The organism is Cupriavidus sp. GW821-FHT02F09 (genome assembly GCF_059421605.1).
In genome coordinates this window covers 1-16,837 of sequence record NZ_JBWKVH010000011.1, presented here as the reverse complement: position 1 = coordinate 16,837, position 16,837 = coordinate 1, and the positions used below count along the sequence as shown (strand labels likewise).

The window sequence follows — 16,837 nt, the reverse complement described above, 5'->3', positions numbered from 1 at the left end:
TTGTCTCCCGCAGTGGACGTTGGGGCGATGCACCGGCATGCATCAAGATGCCCCGCGATGGGCCATGCATCCCTATCGCGGTGCCGGCGCCGATGGCACCTGGCGCCGCCTTGGTGCACGTGTGCAAGCGCGCTGCCAGGACCCAGTGTAGGCAGCCGCACCCTTACTGTCATATGCTTATATATCCGCGCAACTTAACATCAGGTTAATAGGTTGAAATCATGAAAATGAACCTCCGGCAGATCGAAGTGTTCCGTGCCGTGATGCTCACGGGCTCGATCAGCGGCGCGTCCAAACTCCTGTATGTGTCGCAGCCCGCCATCAGCCGGCTGATGTCGCACACCGAGCAGCGCCTGGGGCTGGAACTGTTCCGCCGCGTGAAGGGCCGCCTGCATCCAACGCCGGAAGCCAGGCGGCTGCTGGGCGAGGTCAATGTGGTGTATGAGGGGATAGAGCGCGTGAACGAGATCGCGGAAGACCTCGCAACCAACCGCACGGGCAGCCTGCGCATTTCATGCAGCCCGAATCTCGGGCAGACGGTGCTGCCCCGCGCCATCGCCTCGTTTCGCGCCGCGCATCCGGCGGTGCGCATCGTCGTGCGCACGCAGATCCCGGGCAACATGCTGCGCGCCCTGCTCTCCGGCCAGGCCGAGCTGGCCGTGTCCAACATGCCGCTGGCGCATCCCAACCTGGAATCCCGGCTGCTGGTGAAGAACCCGATGGTGGCGCTGGTGCCCGCGGGGCACCCTTTGAGCGGGCGCAGCTACGTGCGCCCGGCCGAGCTTGCCGGGGAGCCATTGATCGGCTACGGCGCGGATGTGCCGTTCGGCTTGCTGGTGCGGGAAATGTTTGGCAGCGGCTTCGACGACCTCGATATGCGCATAGAAGTGGAGCAGGCGCACGTGGCGCGCGCGCTGGCGCAGGCCGGGGCCGGCATCGCGCTGGTCGATGCCATGACGGTGTTCGGGCAGGCGTGGCCCAATATCGTGGCGATTCCGATCCGGACCAAGGTCAATGCCTCGGTCCAGATCTTCAATGTCCAGTCCGAGCCGCTGTCGCGGCTGTCGCTGGAGTTTGCGCAGGAACTGGTGGCGCGGATGAAGGCTTGAGGCGTGCAGGGGCAATCAGGCCGACGCACCCGCGCCACCGCTTACCTCTTCAGCGGATGCGCCAGGAAAAACCGCACCATCTCCGCGCTGGCATCGGGCCCGCTCGCATCGGTGTACGAGCCATGCGTACTGCCACCCGCCCACGCGTGCGGCGCGCCATGCAGCAGCCAATACTCCGCATCAACGCCATCGCGCGACTTCAACTGGCGGCGCGTGAAAGCGCGCCCGTTCTGCTTGCTCCGGCGCTGGCTGTCCTGCTCACCGCCAGGCTGGAATGCTCCCAGCAGCCGGTCGGCGTTGGACACATGCACCGTCGTATCAGCGTCTGCCTGGAAGACGATCAGGGGCCGCAACGGCGCGGCCTGCGCGTTCGCCATGTGCTTGCCCGCCAGCTTGCCGCCCTTCATCGCGGCCAGCGCCGACGGCAAGTCATGCGCGCTGGCATACGGCAAGCCGGAGTGAATCCCCGCCGCGGCATACAGGTCGGGATAAGCGTGCACCATCACGGCGGCCATGGCGCCGCCGGCGGACAAGCCGGCCACGTACACGCGATCGGGATCGACCGGATGGCTGGCCATGACTTCCCGCGTGATACCCGCGATCAGCGACGGCTCGCCCAGCTCGCGCTGCTGGTCGCCCGGCTTGAACCAGTTCCAGCATTTGGACGGGTTCGCCGTCGCGGGCTGGATGGGGTAAGCAACCAGGAAACCGTGCTGCCTTGCCAGCGCATTCATGCGGGTACCCGCGGCAAAATCGTCGGCGTCCTGCGTGCAGCCGTGCAGCATCACCACCAGCGGCAGGCGCTTGCCCTCGAAGCCGGCGGGCACGTAGAGCTTGTAGGCGCGCTGGCCGGCGTGTCCGGCATGGCGCCGGGTGGTGAAGTGGCCGGTGTCCCGCACGTCGGGTTGCGCTGCGGGTTGCCGCGCATCCGCGGGGTGTGCGCGGCCTTCACGCGCATGCACTGCGTTCTCCTGCGCCTGGCGCGGCAGCAGCGCCTCGACAACTTGCGCAGGCTGGAAGCCGGCATTAGGCGCTGCGCTGTTGCCGCGCAACGCGCGCGCAATGACCTCGGTGGCTTCCAGCGGCCCCGCGGTGCGCAGCAGCGCCATGGCTTCCTGCATGGAAGCCAGGAATTCTTCGTTCATCTTCATCATGGTGTCCTTCTATGTGCCTTTGGCGTTGGGCGTTCCGTTGCCTGGCGGCTTAGCGGATACGGCCGGCCAGCGCGGCCTTGACGGCGGCGGAGGCATGGAAAGCGCCCAGCACCACGATCGACTCGATCGTGGCCAGGGCAAGCTCGGGCGTGACATCGGATGCGATGCTGGCCAGTCCCAGCACATGGATATCCAGGCGCTGGTGCGCGGCTTGCGCCGCCTCCAGGTCCTGGCGGGAGAAATGCTGCAGGCCAAGCACCAGCGCGCGCCGCGTCACGGTCTCGCTGACGGCCTGCGCGTGGATCGCAAGCTGGTTGCGGATCGCGGTGCGGATCAGGTCGGTACGGTTTGAGTAAAAGCCTTCCTCGACCAGCAGGTCGATCTGGCCGAGATCGACCGGACCGAGATTGATCGTGATCTTCTCGGTTTCGCCGCCTTTAGGGCGGGGTTGCGCCACAAGTGCCCTTTGTTGCTCATCCATCGTTGTTAACCATCCGGCACCATCCAAATACCATCCAATGGGATGGTTATAGGATGGAACGATCCAGTATTCAAGGACGATTGCCAATTTTTGCTGCAATCGCACATAAAAGTGCGGCCTACGGTATCCGGCAACATTGCCCACCCTGGCATTCAAGCCTTTACCGGCGACCCATGAAATTTTTCGCCATGCGGCAAGGTGCCGGGGGATCCGCTCTATCCTTGGGCGTGGCTTCACGCACACCGAACCAGAGCAGCAGGGAACCAGGGATCAAGTGATCGAGAGGACATAGGAGCGATATGCCAGCCCCCGCAATGACAACGCGCCGCAGCCCACGGCATCGCCGGATGGCATCCTGGCTTGCCTGCGCCTGCGCTGCCCTGGTGCTATGCGCCTGCGCGCCAGACTCGGTGCGCAACTACGAGGCAAAAGGCTTCGACGCCTACCTCGACAGCGTGCAACGAGGCTGCCCGAACATGATGATCGGAAACAACAACATCAGCGATTGGCTGCGCACCGACGGTGGCCAGAACAACAGCGACTACGTGTACTGGCTCGACCAGACCTCCCGGCTTTACTACCGGCGCATCACGCCGGTGCAGTATCGCGACTCGGTCATCGGCGCGCTCGGGCAAGGCAAATCGGATACGCGCGCGGTGGATTGCATCCTCGGCAAGCTGCCTGCGCAGCGCCCTACCAGCCCGGCAGGCGACAAGCGGCCGTAGTTGCTGGGCGTGGTAGTTGGCCGTTGTAGCTGGCCATGGTTGTTGCGTGGCCGGCCAGGATAGGCGCCAACACATGAGGCGCCGGATTCGGCTATCGGGCCGATGACCTGTTCAGGGCTGCAGCGGCGCGTATGAGCGTCTTGAAGGCATCCTCATCCATTTCGTCACCCTCATGCAAATCGATAGCGCGCCGGGTGTTGCCTTCCAGGCTGGCGTTGAAAAGTCCTGAAGGGTCCTCGAGCGAAGCGCCCTTGGCGAAAGTCAGCTTCACAACGCTCTTGTAGGTCTCGCCGGTGCAGATCAGTCCATCGTGAGACCAGACCGGAACGCCTCTCCACTTCCACTCCTCGACCACCTCAGGGTCAGCCTGTTTGATGAGAGCGCGGACATGGGCGAGCGTCTTGCCCCGCCAATCGTCCAGTTCCTGGATCCTGGCATCGATCAGCCGGGAAGGGGATTCGCCCTGGGGCGTTGCGCTCTTTTTCATAGGGATTGCACCTGATTCGGCTGTTTTACTAGCTTGCTTGCATAGCCGGCTCGCCGTTCCCTGAGCCGCACCGCGCCTGAATAGGCGGCATTGAATCTAGCATACCCCGTTGGTTCATGCTGCATGATCGCTATCGACCATACGGCGTCGTGGCGACATGGTGACACGCTTCAGATTGCTGCCGGCCGTCGCCAGATGACATGGTTTTGTCAGCCGATACTGGCGCGCTGCGGTCGGCTACACTTTGCCGACTCTACCCTCTCAGACATGCGCGAAGGAAATGGCAAATCAAGGCGACATCAGCATCGGCGAAGACAAATGGATCCCGTTCATCGACCTGCAAGGGAAGCACCACGACGCGGTGGGCATCGACGAGTGGCTCGTGCCTATCCTGCCCTTGCTTGACTGGCTCGAAACGGAATGCGTCGCGGACTGTTGCGGCATTGACGCCTATGGTTTCTGGCCTGATGCCATTGCCCGGGCGGCGATGCAAGCCGGGCTCCCCGATCTTGCCGAACGGATTGCACAGGTAAGAGAACGCGTCGCCGGCGCTGGCGGCGACGTGTTCCTCAGCCACAGGATGAACAACTACTTCGACAGGCAGGTCTTGCTTCAACTGATCGACCACATCGCTGCCTGCCTTGCGTCCGGCGCGCGCGATCGTGAGCCGTACTGACGGACACGCAAATCGCGCCCGTCATCAAAGTCAGCGGACGATCGGGTAAGTCAGTGGATTCTTGGGCAGTCATGGAACCGCGGATTTCGTAGAACATCGTGTGTCACCAAACCTGGAGAAATGAGCGTGCACACGGATGTAACATTTGACTCCGACGAGCTCCGCCTGGCCGGAGCCCTGCATCTCCCCCCCAACCTTGCCAGCGGCGAGCGACGTCCAGCCATCGCCGTGCTGCATGGGTTCGGCAGCAACAAGGATGACGGTATGGTGCAGCTGGCGACGCGCCTGTTTTCTTCGCTGGGCTATGTGGTCCTGCGCTTCGACATGCGGGGCTGCGGTAACAGCGAAGGCGAGCGCGGCAAGGTACTGTGCGAGGACCAGGTGCGCGACACGCGCAATGCGGTCAGCTACTTGCAGAGCCTTTCCGAGGTGGAGCCAGCGAAAATTGCTGTGATGGGCCACAGCTTCGGCGCGGCCGTGGCGGTCTATGCGGCCGGCGTTGACCCTCGCATCGTGGCCTGCATCTCATCGGCCGGATGGGGCGACGGGGAGGTAAAGCTGCGTCAGCAACATGCCGGGCCGGGCGAATGGCAGCGCTTCGAGGCAATGGTGGAAGAAGGCCGTGCCCGATTGGCCATGGGCCAGTCGATGCAGGTCTCGCGCTTTGACATCGTGCCGATCCCCGCCGCGATGCGCAGCAATCTGCCTGCGGGAAGCTTCATGGCGTTCCCGTTCGAGGTGGTCGAAAGCATGCTGGGCTTTCGGCCGAACGCAGTGGTCGGAGACATTGCCCCGCGCCCGCTCCTGCTGCTGCATCCGGCGGACGATTCGGTCACCCCTACGGACCAGTCGATCGCGCTGTTCCGCAACGCCAGGATGCCGGTCGAACTGCACCTGTTCTCGGAAATCGATCATTTCATCTTCTCCGACGACAACCGGGCTGTCCTGAACCTGGTCACGGACTGGCTGTACAAGTTCTTCCCGGTCCACCAGGTGCCATCGGGGGCCGCATGACGGCGCGCCCCCCGACCATGATCAGTGCAGCCCGGCTGCAAACCTTCGCGCAGGCGCTACTTGCCTCGGCAGGGCTGCACGAACCTGGCGCCTCACTGGTGGCGCAGAGCCTGGTGTGGGCTGACCTGCGTGGTTCTCCCGGACATGGGGTAGCGCGCATCCCGCAGTACATTGCGTGGCTGGCCTCGGGCGACATGAATGGCCGGGCACAACCGCGCCCGGTGCTCAGCCTGCCAGCGCTAACCGTTGTCGAAGGGGATCGCTGCGCCGGTGCGCTGGGCATGCGCATTGCCGCCGGGCAAGCCATTGCCGCTGCGCGCCAGGCCGGGGCGAGCCTGGTGCTCTTGCGGGAGACAACGCATACCGGCGCGCTCGGCTTTCACACCGCTCATGTGGCCAGTGCGGGCATGTTTGCCATGGCGATGGCCGCGTCGGGACCGTTGATGGCCTACCATGGCGCCTCGGTGGCTGGCGTCTCAACGGCTCCGCTGTCCATGGCCTGCCCTGGCCTCGTCGAGCCGATCGTGTTCGACATGGCTTCGGGTGCGGTTGCCTTCGGCAAACTGATGCAGGCTCGGGCAGCCGGCCGGCCGCTCGAGCCGGGCTGGGCCATCGATGCCATGGGTAACCCCACCACGGACGCCCATCAGGCGACAACGCCGCTGCCATTGGGCGGCCCGAAAGGCTCGGGCCTCGCGCTGATGGCCGAGATCGCCTGCAGCCTGCTGACCAACCATCCGATCCTGGCACCCGCGCTGCTTGCTTCCCCTGCGGTTCATCGGCACACGCAGAACGCGTGGATGCTCGTCATCGATATCGCTCAGGTGCTGGACCCCTCCATGTTTCAAGCGCAGTTGAGCGAGCTCACGGAGGCCATCCACAATCTGCCGGCGTCTTTCGAAGGCCCTCCACGGCTGCCGGGAGAACGCGGCTACGCCGAATCCCGGGAGCGGGGCGTGAGCGGAATTGCCTTGGCGGGTGTAACTGCTGCCGCGCTGGAAAAACTTGCCAGCCAGGCGGGCATTCGCGCTCCCTGGGCGTAGCATGACCGGGAAGTCACATTCAAACGTGCACACGGATACGGGCCTGCCGGCCACCGGGCCCGCGGCGCCTTGACGCGTACAAACGAGAAAGGCTGACTAGTCGAGCCTTGCCGACGTGTCGGAGCCAGCGATGCACGGGGCGTATTCGACGCTTGGATCGTCAACGGCCCCCTTCCCTTCGTCTCCGTGTAGCCCTTGTTTCACGTTTGGCCAAATCGATAGAGACTGCTCCCCCCTTGACGACTGCCTGACAGATGACATAATTCCAACCACTGCAAACGTTTGCATAACCAGGATGATCGAATGGCTTGTCGGCGTGTGCTGGTCGAGCACCGGGCTCGCGCAAGGCGAAGCCTTGCTCCACCGCCCGCCGCGCGTAAGCACGCACGATCCCCCAAGGCATTGATGAGGAGACACCCTGAATGGCAAAGGACCGCCAGCTACGCATCATTCACGGCAGCTTCGGCCGTGCCACCCTTCATCGCATATCGGGGCCGCTCGTCGCGCATGCCCATGCGGAGTTCCATCTGATCTTCAAGTTCGGCGGCACGGATGCGACATTCAAGATCGACGGCCACGCGCAGACACTGACCGACGGATGCGCGCTGCTGATCAATCCCTGGTCGACGCATGCGAAGAGCGCTAAGGAGGGCTCGCCCTCGCTGCTACTCGCCTTGCTGCTGGAGCCGGAATGGCTCGGACGCACGCTCGGCGTCGACAATCCTGCCAGCGGCCTGCGCTTCAGCAAAACGCTGGCGCGCATGGATGCGGATACCGTCGCATCATTGACAGAGTTGGGTACCCGCCTGGCCCGGGACCTGGCTGACGATTCGGCGATTGGCTCGGTAGATTGCGAGGCCGCCGTCGCGGAACTGGCACGCAGGGTATCGGCCTGCCATCTTCAGCGGCGGTCCATGACCGAAGTGCTGGCAAACACCAGACCGCTGGACTACCGGATCAAGCGCGCGACCGAGTACATACGCAACCATGCGGGGGAAAATCCCAACGTGGAGACGGTCGCCAGCGCGGTGGGCATGTCCCGCAGCCGGCTCTTCCACCAGTTCAAGGCCTGCATGGGCATTTCGCCGCAGCAATACCTTGACTGGATCCGAATCGGCATCGCCACCCGACTGCTGGCTCAACGGCATGCCAGCATCGGGGACGTAGCAGACCAGCTCGGATTCAGCGCGCAAGGACACTTCACGCGCTTTTTCGTCCAACACTTGGGGCTTAGCCCGTCGGAGTTTCGCCGCATCGGCATGCCGGGCGATGCGCAAGGCGACTGAGACGCCCAACGCCGCCCGGCGTCAACTGTGTCAACTGTGTCGACTGTGTCAACTGTGTCAACCGCGCAGCGAGCGCGACAACTTGTCCTGGATCGCCGCGTCGAATACTGCCTTGGGCAGCATGCCGTGCACGGTCTTGGCCGGGATCGACGTGTAGTTGCTGGCCGTCTGGTTGGAGTACTGGGTGATGCGGAATCCCGCGGTAATGCTAGCGAGCGAGTACACGTCCTGAGGATCCATGCCGGTCGCAGCGCTCACCCAGTTGAGCATCTGCCGCAGGCAGGCGACCAGCGCCTCGTCGAGATTGTTGCCGAAGCCGAGAATGATCCAGTGGCCGGGCGTCTCTGCCATCGGCAGGGACAAGGGCCGCTGCTTGTGCAGGAAATACTGGATCTGCATGTCCTCCATCGCGGTTTCAATGGCGGTCTGATTGACCACGCCGTCGCCTTGGGCGGCGTGCGAATCGCCTGTCCAGATCATCGCGCCCGGCCGCTGGACCGGCAGGAACAGTGACGTACCCTCAACCAGCTCGCGCAACACGAGATTGCCGCCATACCGACCGCTGAGGATGGCGCTGACCGGTTCGTCGCCGGCGGGCTGCACCGCCATCACGCCCTGGAACGGCGCCAGCTTGATGTGGATGCCCGGCGCGAACTCGGTGTACTGCCGGCTCTCGTCAAATTTGAAATAGCGCAGGTACGGCTTTGGAAAGTCGTTGGGCAGTGCACCGACACCTTTGGGTGCGGAGTTCCATCCCCAGCCGATCGGACGCAACTTGACCATCCGGCACTCCACCACGTCGCCGGGCATCGCCCCGCGTAGTTCCACGGGCCCGACGTTCGAGTACGGCCCTTGCGGAAATCGCTTGCGCACCGGTTCGCGATCCTCGAAGCTCATGCCGTACGCGGCGCCGTTGGCCCAGTTCACCCAGGTATTGGGATACATCACGAGATCGCCGGACTCGATGCTGGCGGCCGGTGTTGCCTTGGGGTCGAGAATGCCGACGTGCACGGTCTGCGTGGCCGACTCGATCCGGTGGATCTTGCCCGGTTTGATTGCGGGGAGTGGAACCGCACCCGTTTCGGCAACCGGTGCGTTCCGCCCCAACGTCACCTGCGCCGCTGCCTGCAGCGAAGCGGCTCCCAGGCCGAGGGCACCTGCAGCCTTCAGCCAATGTCTCCTGTCGATCATCATCGTTTTGGTTCCTTTCGATTGTGCCGTCCGCGGCACCACTGCGCTGGACGGCAAGATGCAGCACATCAGCGCAGTTGCGCGACGTACTGCGCAACGGCGAGGATCTCTTCGTCCGTCATCAACGGCACAAGCAGGCTCATCAGCTTGCCCGGACCGCCACGTGTGCCGGATTTCCACGCTTGGAGCTGCCTGGCCACGTATTCCGGCTGCTGGCCGGCAATGCGCGGAAAGTCGGGCGCGATGCCTTCCCCATTTGGCCGATGGCATGTCACGCAGGCCGGCAGGTGATTGGACGGATTGCCCTTCCAGTAGATGATCATGCCCGCCCCGACCAAGTGCGGCAGGGCGGCCTGTCCGCGCGCGGGTGCCTGGCGGCTAAAGTAGCGAGCCACTTCGCGCATCTCCATTTCACTCATGCTTTGCACCACGGCAGCCATCGTGGCGTCCTGGCGCAGTGCCGGCTCGCTGGCGCCGGCCTTGAACTGCCGCAGTTGCTTGAACAGGTAGTCTTCGTTCTGACCCGCCAGGCTGGGGTATTCCTTCTGCGCGCTCTGGCCTGTGTTGCCGTGGCATGCCGCGCAGACTTGCTCAACGATCAGCCGCGCGGGCCGCGATTCGCCTGCCTCTGATGCGGGCTGCGCCAGCGCAGGCACGGCCAGCGTGCACAACGCGAGCAAGCGGGCAGACAGCCGGCGGCGCTCCATGGGATGTTTCACGTTGGAATCCTCACAACAAGACAATGCCCGATCTAGTTCAGGTAGCCGCCGGTTTTGGTGACGATCTGGTGCGCGCGCCGCGTTTCGCTGGTCAGACGGCTGGTCAGGCCGATCACGCCGGTCTGGCTGAAGGCGGTGTCAATGCTCTGGCCGGCCAGCCTGGCGCGGATGTCGGCATCGTTCATGATGGCGCGGACCTCGCTGCGCAGCCGCTCGGTCACCGGCGCCGGCGTGCCCTTGGGGGCGAACAAGCCATACCAGACGGTAATGTCGTACCCGGGAATGCTCTCAGCCACCGTGGGCACGTTGGGCAGGCCCTGGAGCCGGCTCGCGGTACCGACGGCCAGCAGCCTCAGTTTGCCGGCGTTCACATGGGGCATGTACTCCAGCAGCGGGCCCGTCGCCAGGTCGATGTGTCCGGCGATCATATCGTTGATGGTTGGGCCGCTGCCCTTGTAAGGGATATTGGTGATGTCGACACCAGCCATCGTCTTGATCATTTCGAGCGGATAGCTGGTCGGGCCACCGTAGTTGACCTTGCCGGGATTCGCCTTGGCGTAGGCAATCAGTTCGGTGACGGACTTGTATGGTGTGTGCGGATTCGTAACCAGCACAAGCGGCGACTCGCCCAGTGGCGCCACAGGCACCACGTCGCGCGTCACGTCGTAGGGCAGCTTGCGGTAGAAGGCGGCGTTGACCGCGTGGATGCTGTTCAGGATGCCGATCGTATGGCCGTCCGGCGCCGCGCGCACGAGCGCTTCCGCGCCGATGTTGCCGCTGGCGCCCGGTCGGTTCTCCACCACGACTGGTTGTCCCAGCGCTTTCGACAAGCGTTGCGCCACGGCCCTGGCCAGTACGTCGTTGATGCCTGCCGGCGGGAACGGCACGATAAAGACGATAGGCTTCGAAGGCTTCCAGTTGGCCTGTGTATTTGTGTCCGCTTGCGCTGCGTTGGCGGCGGCGGGCCGCAGGCCTGCGAGTGCCACGGCCAGTGCGGCGGTGATGGCCGCAGTGATGGCGGCAAATGTGGCCACCCGCTGAGGGGCGCTGAGGAATGATGGAAGCTTCCGGCTTTGCATTGACTCTTGTCTCCTGGTGAATCGCGAGGCGTGGGCGATAGGGCCAGCCCAGGCTCACACTCTACGGATCTGGAAACAAGACGCTTGCCCATTTGGGGAGCCGTTTACCAATACGTCCTCCGTTCTGCGGCATAGGCACGCCGGCAAGCGATCGCCCGATGCCGCGCGGCGTCTGCTTACCGGATTGTCCAAGAACTTGACAGGGGCCGCCCTCACGCCGCGGTTCGTCATGCAATATCGGGCGGGACATCGACGACCGGAGGAAATCAATGCATTACCAGCAAAACGGCACCGTGGTCACCATCGGCAACGGCCCACACCATGTCATCGCCTTGCACGGCTGGTTTGGCCATGCGCGTGGATGGGGGCCCCTTGTGGACGTGCTCGACGGTGACCGCTTCACCTACGCCTTCATCGACTATCGAGGCTATGGTGCCCGGCGAGAGGTCGAGGGCAGATTCGACATGCAGGAGATCGCCGCCGACGTGCTGGCGCTCGGTGACGAACTGGGATGGCAATGTTTCTCGCTGATCGGACACTCTATGGGAGGAAAGGCCATGCAGGCTGTCGCCATGCTGGCCCCTGCACGCGTCAAGGCCATGGTCGGCGTCACGCCTGTGCCGCCGACGCGCGTGCTGTTCGACGAGCCGGCACGCACGCTGTTCGAACGTGCCGCCGACGATCTCGCGGCAAGAATTGCTGTCGTGGACAATTCCACGGGCGAACGCCTGAGCCGGCACTGGGTAGAAAAACTGGTTCAAGCCTCGACGCTGCATGCCGATGCCAACGCGTTCGCCGCCTACTTCCGGGCATGGGCCGACACTGATTTCTCTGCCGAGATTGCGGGCATCCGTGTTCCCACACTGCTGCTGGTTGGTGAGCACGACCCGTCGCTGACAGCTGACGTCATGGAGCAGACGTATGGCAGAGTATTCCTCGATCTGGCCATCGACGTGATCCGCAACGCGGGACACTATCCGATGGACGAGACACCGGTGGACCTCATCACGCGGATCGAGCGCTTCCTGACGGACGTCCAGGCCCGCAGCGAACGCTGACGTCCTGAATGGCCGATGCGGAGTGCCTGCCGGTGTCGTACACCAGCAGGCACCACCATAGCGCATACGCTACTCAGGGCGCCTCGGCCGCACCGATCGCGACCACGCCGCGGCGCCCGATCTCCTCGTCCATGTCCGATGGCCCGCCGCTAACGCCGACGGCCCCGACCAGCCGGCCACCGACGTAGATGCCCAGTGAACCCTGCGACGGAAAGACGGGCCCGCCATACACCAGCGAACTCATCTGGCCGAAGACGATGGGATTGGCCTGATAGCGCTTCACGAGTTCGGCGCCGGAGACGCCTCCCGTGGCCGCCGAAGCGATGGCCTTGCCGCGTGCGACATCAAAAGTCGCAAACGGGGCGCCATCCATTCTCACGCCGCTGAGAAAGTGGCCGGAAACGTCGACCACGACGATGCTAACGGCAAGTCTTCGGTCCTCGGCAAACCGTTTGGCGGCATCGGTAAGCCGCACCGCGGTGTCCGCGCCAAGGGTCTGCACCTGTACGACGGCCGCAGATGCGATCGACGCGCAGAACAGATGCAGCCCGAAGGCCACTGCGAGGGTAGAGCGCTTCATGGATTCTCCTAGGCATGACGAGATCGCGACGCGTCGGCCTCTGGCCGACGACGGCGACCGGGTGGCGTACGCCGGCGTGCGCACATCAGAAGAGATGGCGCATGCCTATCATGACCCCGCGTGGGTCGGACACGCTGCTTGCTGTGACCTCATTGGGGATGTTTGAAAATGTGTAGTTGGCCCCGTTCGTGTTCCAGATCTTACTGGCGTTGGCATAGAGCGTTGTACGCTTGGACATCGAGTACTGATAGCCAATCGACATCTGCTGGCCACGATTCGGCGTGCCGACCGATTGCTGCATGCCATATGCCACCAGCACCAGTCCGGCGCCGCCCACGGGAATGGTCGTGCCGACATGGAAACCGCGGTCCTTCAGCGTCGCCTGGCCTGGCACCCATCGTGTGGCTTGGCGGACATTGGCGAACAACTTCACCCACGGGAATTCATACGTGGCGCCGATCGCGCGCTCGTCGCGGTCGGCATCCGTTACCGCGTTGATGCTGTAGGTACGTTCGTAGGCAAGGCCCAGCCAGAGCGGTCCGCGTGCATAAGTCAGCGCCAAGCCCGCCAGCCGGTCGGCATCGCGTGGCGCGCTGGTCCGCTCGGCGCCGAATGAATAGATCGCACTGCCCTGCAGCCCGGCAAGTTCGGGACTCTCGTACCGAATGGAATTGTCCGCGCGCGCGGTCAGGCTGCTGCCCGCGGGGCCGCCGTTCTGCAGGCGACCGAGCGGGCCATACGGGGAGAAGCCAAAGGCCGATGCCTGCCCCTCGATGTAGTAGATCGGCGTGTTCTGCCGGCCAAACGTCAGCGCGCCCCAGTCGTTGCTGCTCAGGCCGACCCAGGCCTGGCGGCCGAACAGGCGTCCCCCCTGCTGGGCGGTGCCACTGTCCAGTGCAAGCCCAGTCTCTAGTGTGAATACCGTGGAAAGTCCCGGCGCCAGTTCCTCCTTGCCCCGCAAACCCCACCTCGATTGATACAGCCCGCCGTCTTCGACCCGCGCGACATGAACTGCCCCAGACCTGACATACTCGGTGTAGAGATCGGCTACGCCATAGATGGTCACCCCCGATTGTGCCGCCGCTATGCCCGGCATCGTTGCCACCGCCACTACCAAGAGTGTTCCCATTCTTTTCATGCGTTTCTCCTCGCTGTTCCGTCCTGTTTGACGATATGGTTCTTGCACGGTCTTTGCACCGGCGCAGCAAGGGTATGGGTTCGCGCCGGGAGGGCGCTAACCCAATCATCCCGCCACTTGGAAAGGTGTCCGGAATGCGTGGCCGGGTGGTTCAGGAGCGCAGGCTCGCGAGCAAGGTGCGGGGGGGGCAGGCCTGGAAGTCCGCGAGAAGCACTGGCGGATTCGGCAAGGCGATGGAGGGCTTTGTCGCAGTAAGAGGCTGCTTCAAAATGAAGCGAAGCGGTTCTGGCTAGGCGCGCGGCTGCAGACAATACATGTGGATCGGCCAAGGCCGCGCAACGACGCCAGCATCTTTTTGAAATGGCATCCAAGATGGATCCGTCGACAAGCAGCCGACGGTGATGGTTGGCTTATGCGCAGGCCAGGTCGAACCGATCGAGATTCATCACCTTGACCCATGCCGTGACGAAGTCTCGGATGAATTTCTCTTGGGCGTCCTCGCTTGCGTAGACTTCAGAGAGCGCGCGGAGCTGTGCGTGCGAACCGAAGATCAGATCGACACGCGTGCCAGTCCATTTCAGTTCACCGGTCTTGCGGTCGTATCCCTCGAATACTCCCCGGGAAGCCGAAAGTGGCTTCCATTCAGTACGCATGTCGAGCAAGTTACGAAAGAAGTCATTGGTCAACGTCTGCGGTCGGTCGGTGAGAACGCCGTGAGCCTCTGTTCCGGCATGAACGTTCAGCACACGAAGCCCGCCAATCAGAACGGTCATCTCCGGTGCGGTCAGCGTCAGCAGTTGGGCCTTGTCGATCAGCAACGCCTCCGCGGGAACGCTGTATTCTCCCTTGAGGCAATTGCGAAAGCCATCTGCAACCGGCTCAAGCACCTCGAAAGATTGCACGTCGGTCTGTTCCTGCGACGCGTCCATGCGACCTGGCGAGAACGGCACGGTCACCCGATGGCCTGCCCTTTCTGCTGCCTGCTCGATACCAGCTCCGCCGGCCAGCACAATCAAATCCGCCAGTGAGATCTTCTTGCCGCCAGACTGTGCGCGGTTGAACTCGGACTGGATGCCATCCAGGACCGTCAGCACCCTCGCCAATTGCTGAGGCTGGTTGACGTGCCATTCAACCTGCGGTGCCAAGCGGATGCGCGCACCATTGGCACCGCCGCGCTTGTCCGAGCCACGGAAGGTCGATGCCGATGCCCAGGCCGTCGACACCAACTCCGCTACAGACAACCCCGACGCGCGAATCGTCTGCTTGAGCGAAACGATATCCTGGTCGTTGACCAACGGATGGTCGACGACGGGGATCGGGTCTTGCCAGATCAAGGCTTGCGCAGGCACTTCCGGGCCAAGGTAACGGGCGCGCGGCCCCATGTCGCGATGGGTCAGCTTGAACCAGGCGCGGGCGAAGGCGTCGGCAAACTGGTCGGGATTCTCCAGGAAGCGCCGCGAGATCTTCTCGTAAGCCGGGTCGAAGCGCAGCGAAAGGTCAGTGGTCAGCATCGTAGGCCGCAGCTTCTTCGACGGATCATGCGCGTGCGGGATCGTCTCACCGGCATCCTTTGCCACCCATTGATGCGCGCCGGCCGGGCTCTTGGTCAACGCCCAATCGTAGCGGAACAGGTTCTCGAAAAATCCCATGCCCCATTTCGTCGGCGTCGCGGTCCAGGTCACTTCCAGACCGCTGGTAATGGCATCGGCCCCCATGCCGGTGCCAAAACTGCTCTTCCAGCCCAGCCCCTGCTGCTCCAGATCAGCAATCTCCGGCTCCGGGCCAACGTTGCCGGCCGGTCCAGCGCCGTGCGTCTTGCCAAAAGTATGGCCACCGGCGATCAGCGCGACGGTTTCCTCGTCGTCCATGGCCATGCGGCGAAAGGTCTCGCGGATATCGCGCGCTGCCGCAATTGGATCCGGATTGCCGTCGGGGCCTTCCGGATTCACGTAAATAAGGCCCATCTGCACCGCGGCCAGTGGATTTTCCAGGTTTCGTCCGTCTTCCGGGCGGCCGGCCCCTGCGCCACGCGGATCCCCATCGTTGCCGGCCGCGCCCTTGCCGTAACGGATATCGCCGCCCAGCCAGGTTTTCTCGTTGCCCCAGTAGACGTCATTATCCGGTTCCCAAGTATCTTCACGACCTCCGGCGAAGCCGAAGGTATTGAATCCCATGGTCTCAAGTGCGACATTTCCGGTGAGGATCAGCAGGTCGGCCCAGGAAATCTTGTTCCCGTACTTCTGCTTGATCGGCCAGAGCAGGCGACGTGCCTTGTCCAGGCTGACGTTATCGGGCCAGCTATTGAGCGGTGCGAAACGCTGCTGACCGCGTCCGGCGCCTCCCCGGCCGTCGTCGACACGGTAGGTGCCCGCACTATGCCAAGCCATGCGGATGAAGAGTGGACCATAGTGGCCAAAGTCCGCCGGCCACCAATCCTGCGAGTCGGTCATCAGAGCAGCAAGGTCCCTTTTTACCGCTGCGAGGTCGAGACGCTTGAAAGCCTCGGCATATCTGAAGCTCCCATCCATTGGGCTGGACTTGTCGGAATGCTGGCCAAGCAAGTCCAACCGCAACTGCTTCGGCCACCAGTCACGATTTGTCGTACCGCCGCCGGCGGCATGATTGAACGGACACGTTGCTTCATTGGACATGCGCTCTCTCCTATCAGAATCAGTCAGCGGCCATGGCCACCGGGCACTTGTGTGCCCGGTGGATGCGGTGCGAGCCGATGATCGTTGCGACGGCGAGAAGCTGTCAATCAAACTAAAGGATAGGCAGGGCGCGCATCGACGATGCACTCACTGTGTGGGACCGAAGCCAGTGGGCCAAGGACGAGCGCCTGGCCCAGTGGGGCATCTCGCCTGGCCGGCGCATCATGGGCGTGATGCAGCCTGACGGGCCGACACGGCAGCGCGGTTCAGCGGGCCGGAACCGGGGCGATCGACGCGTGCGGCGTGGCGGTGCGCTGCGCGGCCTTGTGCACCATGGTGTAGGCGTAGTCCACGCCCATGCCGTAGGCACCCGAGTGTTCCTTGACCAGCTGCATCACGGCGTCATAGCTGTCGCGGTGCGCCCAGTCGCGCTGCCATTCGAGCAG

The 16,837-nt window shown here is 63.6% G+C and carries 16 protein-coding genes and 1 pseudogene; 7 read left to right on the top strand and 10 right to left on the bottom strand.

Annotation, left to right across the window (positions count from 1 at the left end; translation table 11 throughout):
* The first annotated feature begins 221 nt into the window (after nt 1–221).
* Nucleotides 222–1,109, top strand: a complete 888-nt coding sequence (locus tag AC07XB_RS14740; RefSeq protein ID WP_183033095.1) for a LysR family transcriptional regulator — start codon at nt 222–224, stop codon at nt 1,107–1,109.
* 41 nt (nt 1,110–1,150) lie between these two features.
* On the opposite strand, the gene AC07XB_RS14735 is transcribed toward AC07XB_RS14740, so the two are convergent.
* Both AC07XB_RS14735 and AC07XB_RS14730 read right to left on the bottom strand, forming a co-directional pair.
* Nucleotides 1,151–2,260 (bottom strand): extracellular catalytic domain type 1 short-chain-length polyhydroxyalkanoate depolymerase, encoded by a 1,110-nt coding sequence (locus AC07XB_RS14735; RefSeq protein ID WP_492827028.1) that lies wholly within the window; start codon nt 2,258–2,260, stop codon nt 1,151–1,153.
* A gap of 52 nt (nt 2,261–2,312) precedes the next feature.
* Nucleotides 2,313–2,744 (bottom strand): CopG family transcriptional regulator, encoded by a 432-nt coding sequence (locus AC07XB_RS14730; protein ID WP_492372258.1) that lies wholly within the window; start codon nt 2,742–2,744, stop codon nt 2,313–2,315.
* A gap of 347 nt (nt 2,745–3,091) precedes the next feature.
* Here AC07XB_RS14730 and AC07XB_RS14725 point away from each other — a divergent pair, with 347 nt between their 5' ends.
* Nucleotides 3,092–3,469, top strand: a complete 378-nt coding sequence (locus tag AC07XB_RS14725; RefSeq protein ID WP_492826866.1) for a hypothetical protein — start codon at nt 3,092–3,094, stop codon at nt 3,467–3,469.
* Nucleotides 3,470–3,560: 91 nt separating this feature from the next.
* On the opposite strand, the gene AC07XB_RS14720 is transcribed toward AC07XB_RS14725, so the two are convergent.
* Complete coding sequence (locus tag AC07XB_RS14720; RefSeq protein ID WP_492372260.1) at nt 3,561–3,956, bottom strand: DUF1801 domain-containing protein; 396 nt, start codon at nt 3,954–3,956, stop codon at nt 3,561–3,563.
* 280 nt (nt 3,957–4,236) lie between these two features.
* Between AC07XB_RS14720 and AC07XB_RS14715 the strand changes: the two genes are divergently transcribed.
* The 4 genes from AC07XB_RS14715 (at nt 4,237) to AC07XB_RS14700 (ending at nt 7,975) form a co-directional block, all read left to right on the top strand.
* Nucleotides 4,237–4,632 carry a DUF6331 family protein gene (locus tag AC07XB_RS14715; RefSeq protein WP_492372261.1) on the top strand — a complete coding sequence of 132 codons (396 nt, stop codon included), beginning with the start codon at nt 4,237–4,239 and terminating at the stop codon, nt 4,630–4,632.
* A gap of 120 nt (nt 4,633–4,752) precedes the next feature.
* The gene (locus AC07XB_RS14710; RefSeq protein WP_492826864.1) at nt 4,753–5,646 is read left to right on the top strand and encodes an alpha/beta hydrolase; all 894 of its coding nucleotides are present in this window, start codon (nt 4,753–4,755) and stop codon (nt 5,644–5,646) included.
* Entirely contained in the window at nt 5,643–6,689 is a 1,047-nt protein-coding gene (locus tag AC07XB_RS14705) for an Ldh family oxidoreductase (RefSeq protein ID WP_492826862.1), read from the top strand. Before AC07XB_RS14710 ends, AC07XB_RS14705 begins: the two co-directional genes overlap by 4 nt.
* A gap of 422 nt (nt 6,690–7,111) precedes the next feature.
* A complete protein-coding gene (locus AC07XB_RS14700; RefSeq protein WP_492372263.1) occupies nt 7,112–7,975 on the top strand; it encodes a helix-turn-helix transcriptional regulator in 864 nt (287 codons plus the stop codon).
* 57 nt (nt 7,976–8,032) lie between these two features.
* Here the strand turns inward: AC07XB_RS14700 and AC07XB_RS14695 are convergent, their stop codons facing one another.
* From AC07XB_RS14695 to AC07XB_RS14685, 3 genes are read right to left on the bottom strand one after another with little or no spacing between them, the layout of a single operon-like run.
* Nucleotides 8,033–9,223, bottom strand: a complete 1,191-nt coding sequence (locus AC07XB_RS14695; RefSeq protein WP_493688073.1) for an acetamidase/formamidase family protein — start codon at nt 9,221–9,223, stop codon at nt 8,033–8,035.
* 11 nt (nt 9,224–9,234) lie between these two features.
* The gene (locus tag AC07XB_RS14690; RefSeq protein ID WP_492372265.1) at nt 9,235–9,885 is read right to left on the bottom strand and encodes a c-type cytochrome; all 651 of its coding nucleotides are present in this window, start codon (nt 9,883–9,885) and stop codon (nt 9,235–9,237) included.
* 32 nt (nt 9,886–9,917) lie between these two features.
* Nucleotides 9,918–10,964: a Bug family tripartite tricarboxylate transporter substrate binding protein gene (locus AC07XB_RS14685; protein ID WP_492372266.1), complete on the bottom strand. Its 1,047-nt coding sequence runs from the start codon at nt 10,962–10,964 to the stop codon at nt 9,918–9,920.
* A gap of 269 nt (nt 10,965–11,233) precedes the next feature.
* Between AC07XB_RS14685 and AC07XB_RS14680 the strand changes: the two genes are divergently transcribed.
* Complete coding sequence (locus tag AC07XB_RS14680) at nt 11,234–12,022, top strand: alpha/beta fold hydrolase (RefSeq protein ID WP_492826858.1); 789 nt, start codon at nt 11,234–11,236, stop codon at nt 12,020–12,022.
* Between the two features lie 73 nt (nt 12,023–12,095).
* On the opposite strand, the gene AC07XB_RS14675 is transcribed toward AC07XB_RS14680, so the two are convergent.
* From AC07XB_RS14675 to AC07XB_RS14660, 4 genes and pseudogenes are all read right to left on the bottom strand, one after another.
* Nucleotides 12,096–12,602 carry a GlcG/HbpS family heme-binding protein gene (locus AC07XB_RS14675; RefSeq protein ID WP_492826856.1) on the bottom strand — a complete coding sequence of 169 codons (507 nt, stop codon included), beginning with the start codon at nt 12,600–12,602 and terminating at the stop codon, nt 12,096–12,098.
* Nucleotides 12,603–12,687: 85 nt separating this feature from the next.
* Nucleotides 12,688–13,788 (bottom strand): porin, encoded by a 1,101-nt coding sequence (locus AC07XB_RS14670; protein ID WP_492826854.1) that lies wholly within the window; start codon nt 13,786–13,788, stop codon nt 12,688–12,690.
* A gap of 362 nt (nt 13,789–14,150) precedes the next feature.
* A complete protein-coding gene (katG, locus tag AC07XB_RS14665) occupies nt 14,151–16,391 on the bottom strand; it encodes a catalase/peroxidase HPI (protein WP_492826852.1) in 2,241 nt (746 codons plus the stop codon).
* Nucleotides 16,392–16,657: 266 nt separating this feature from the next.
* Nucleotides 16,658–16,837 (bottom strand): annotated as a pseudogene (locus AC07XB_RS14660) (hydrolase); the annotation flags it as partial.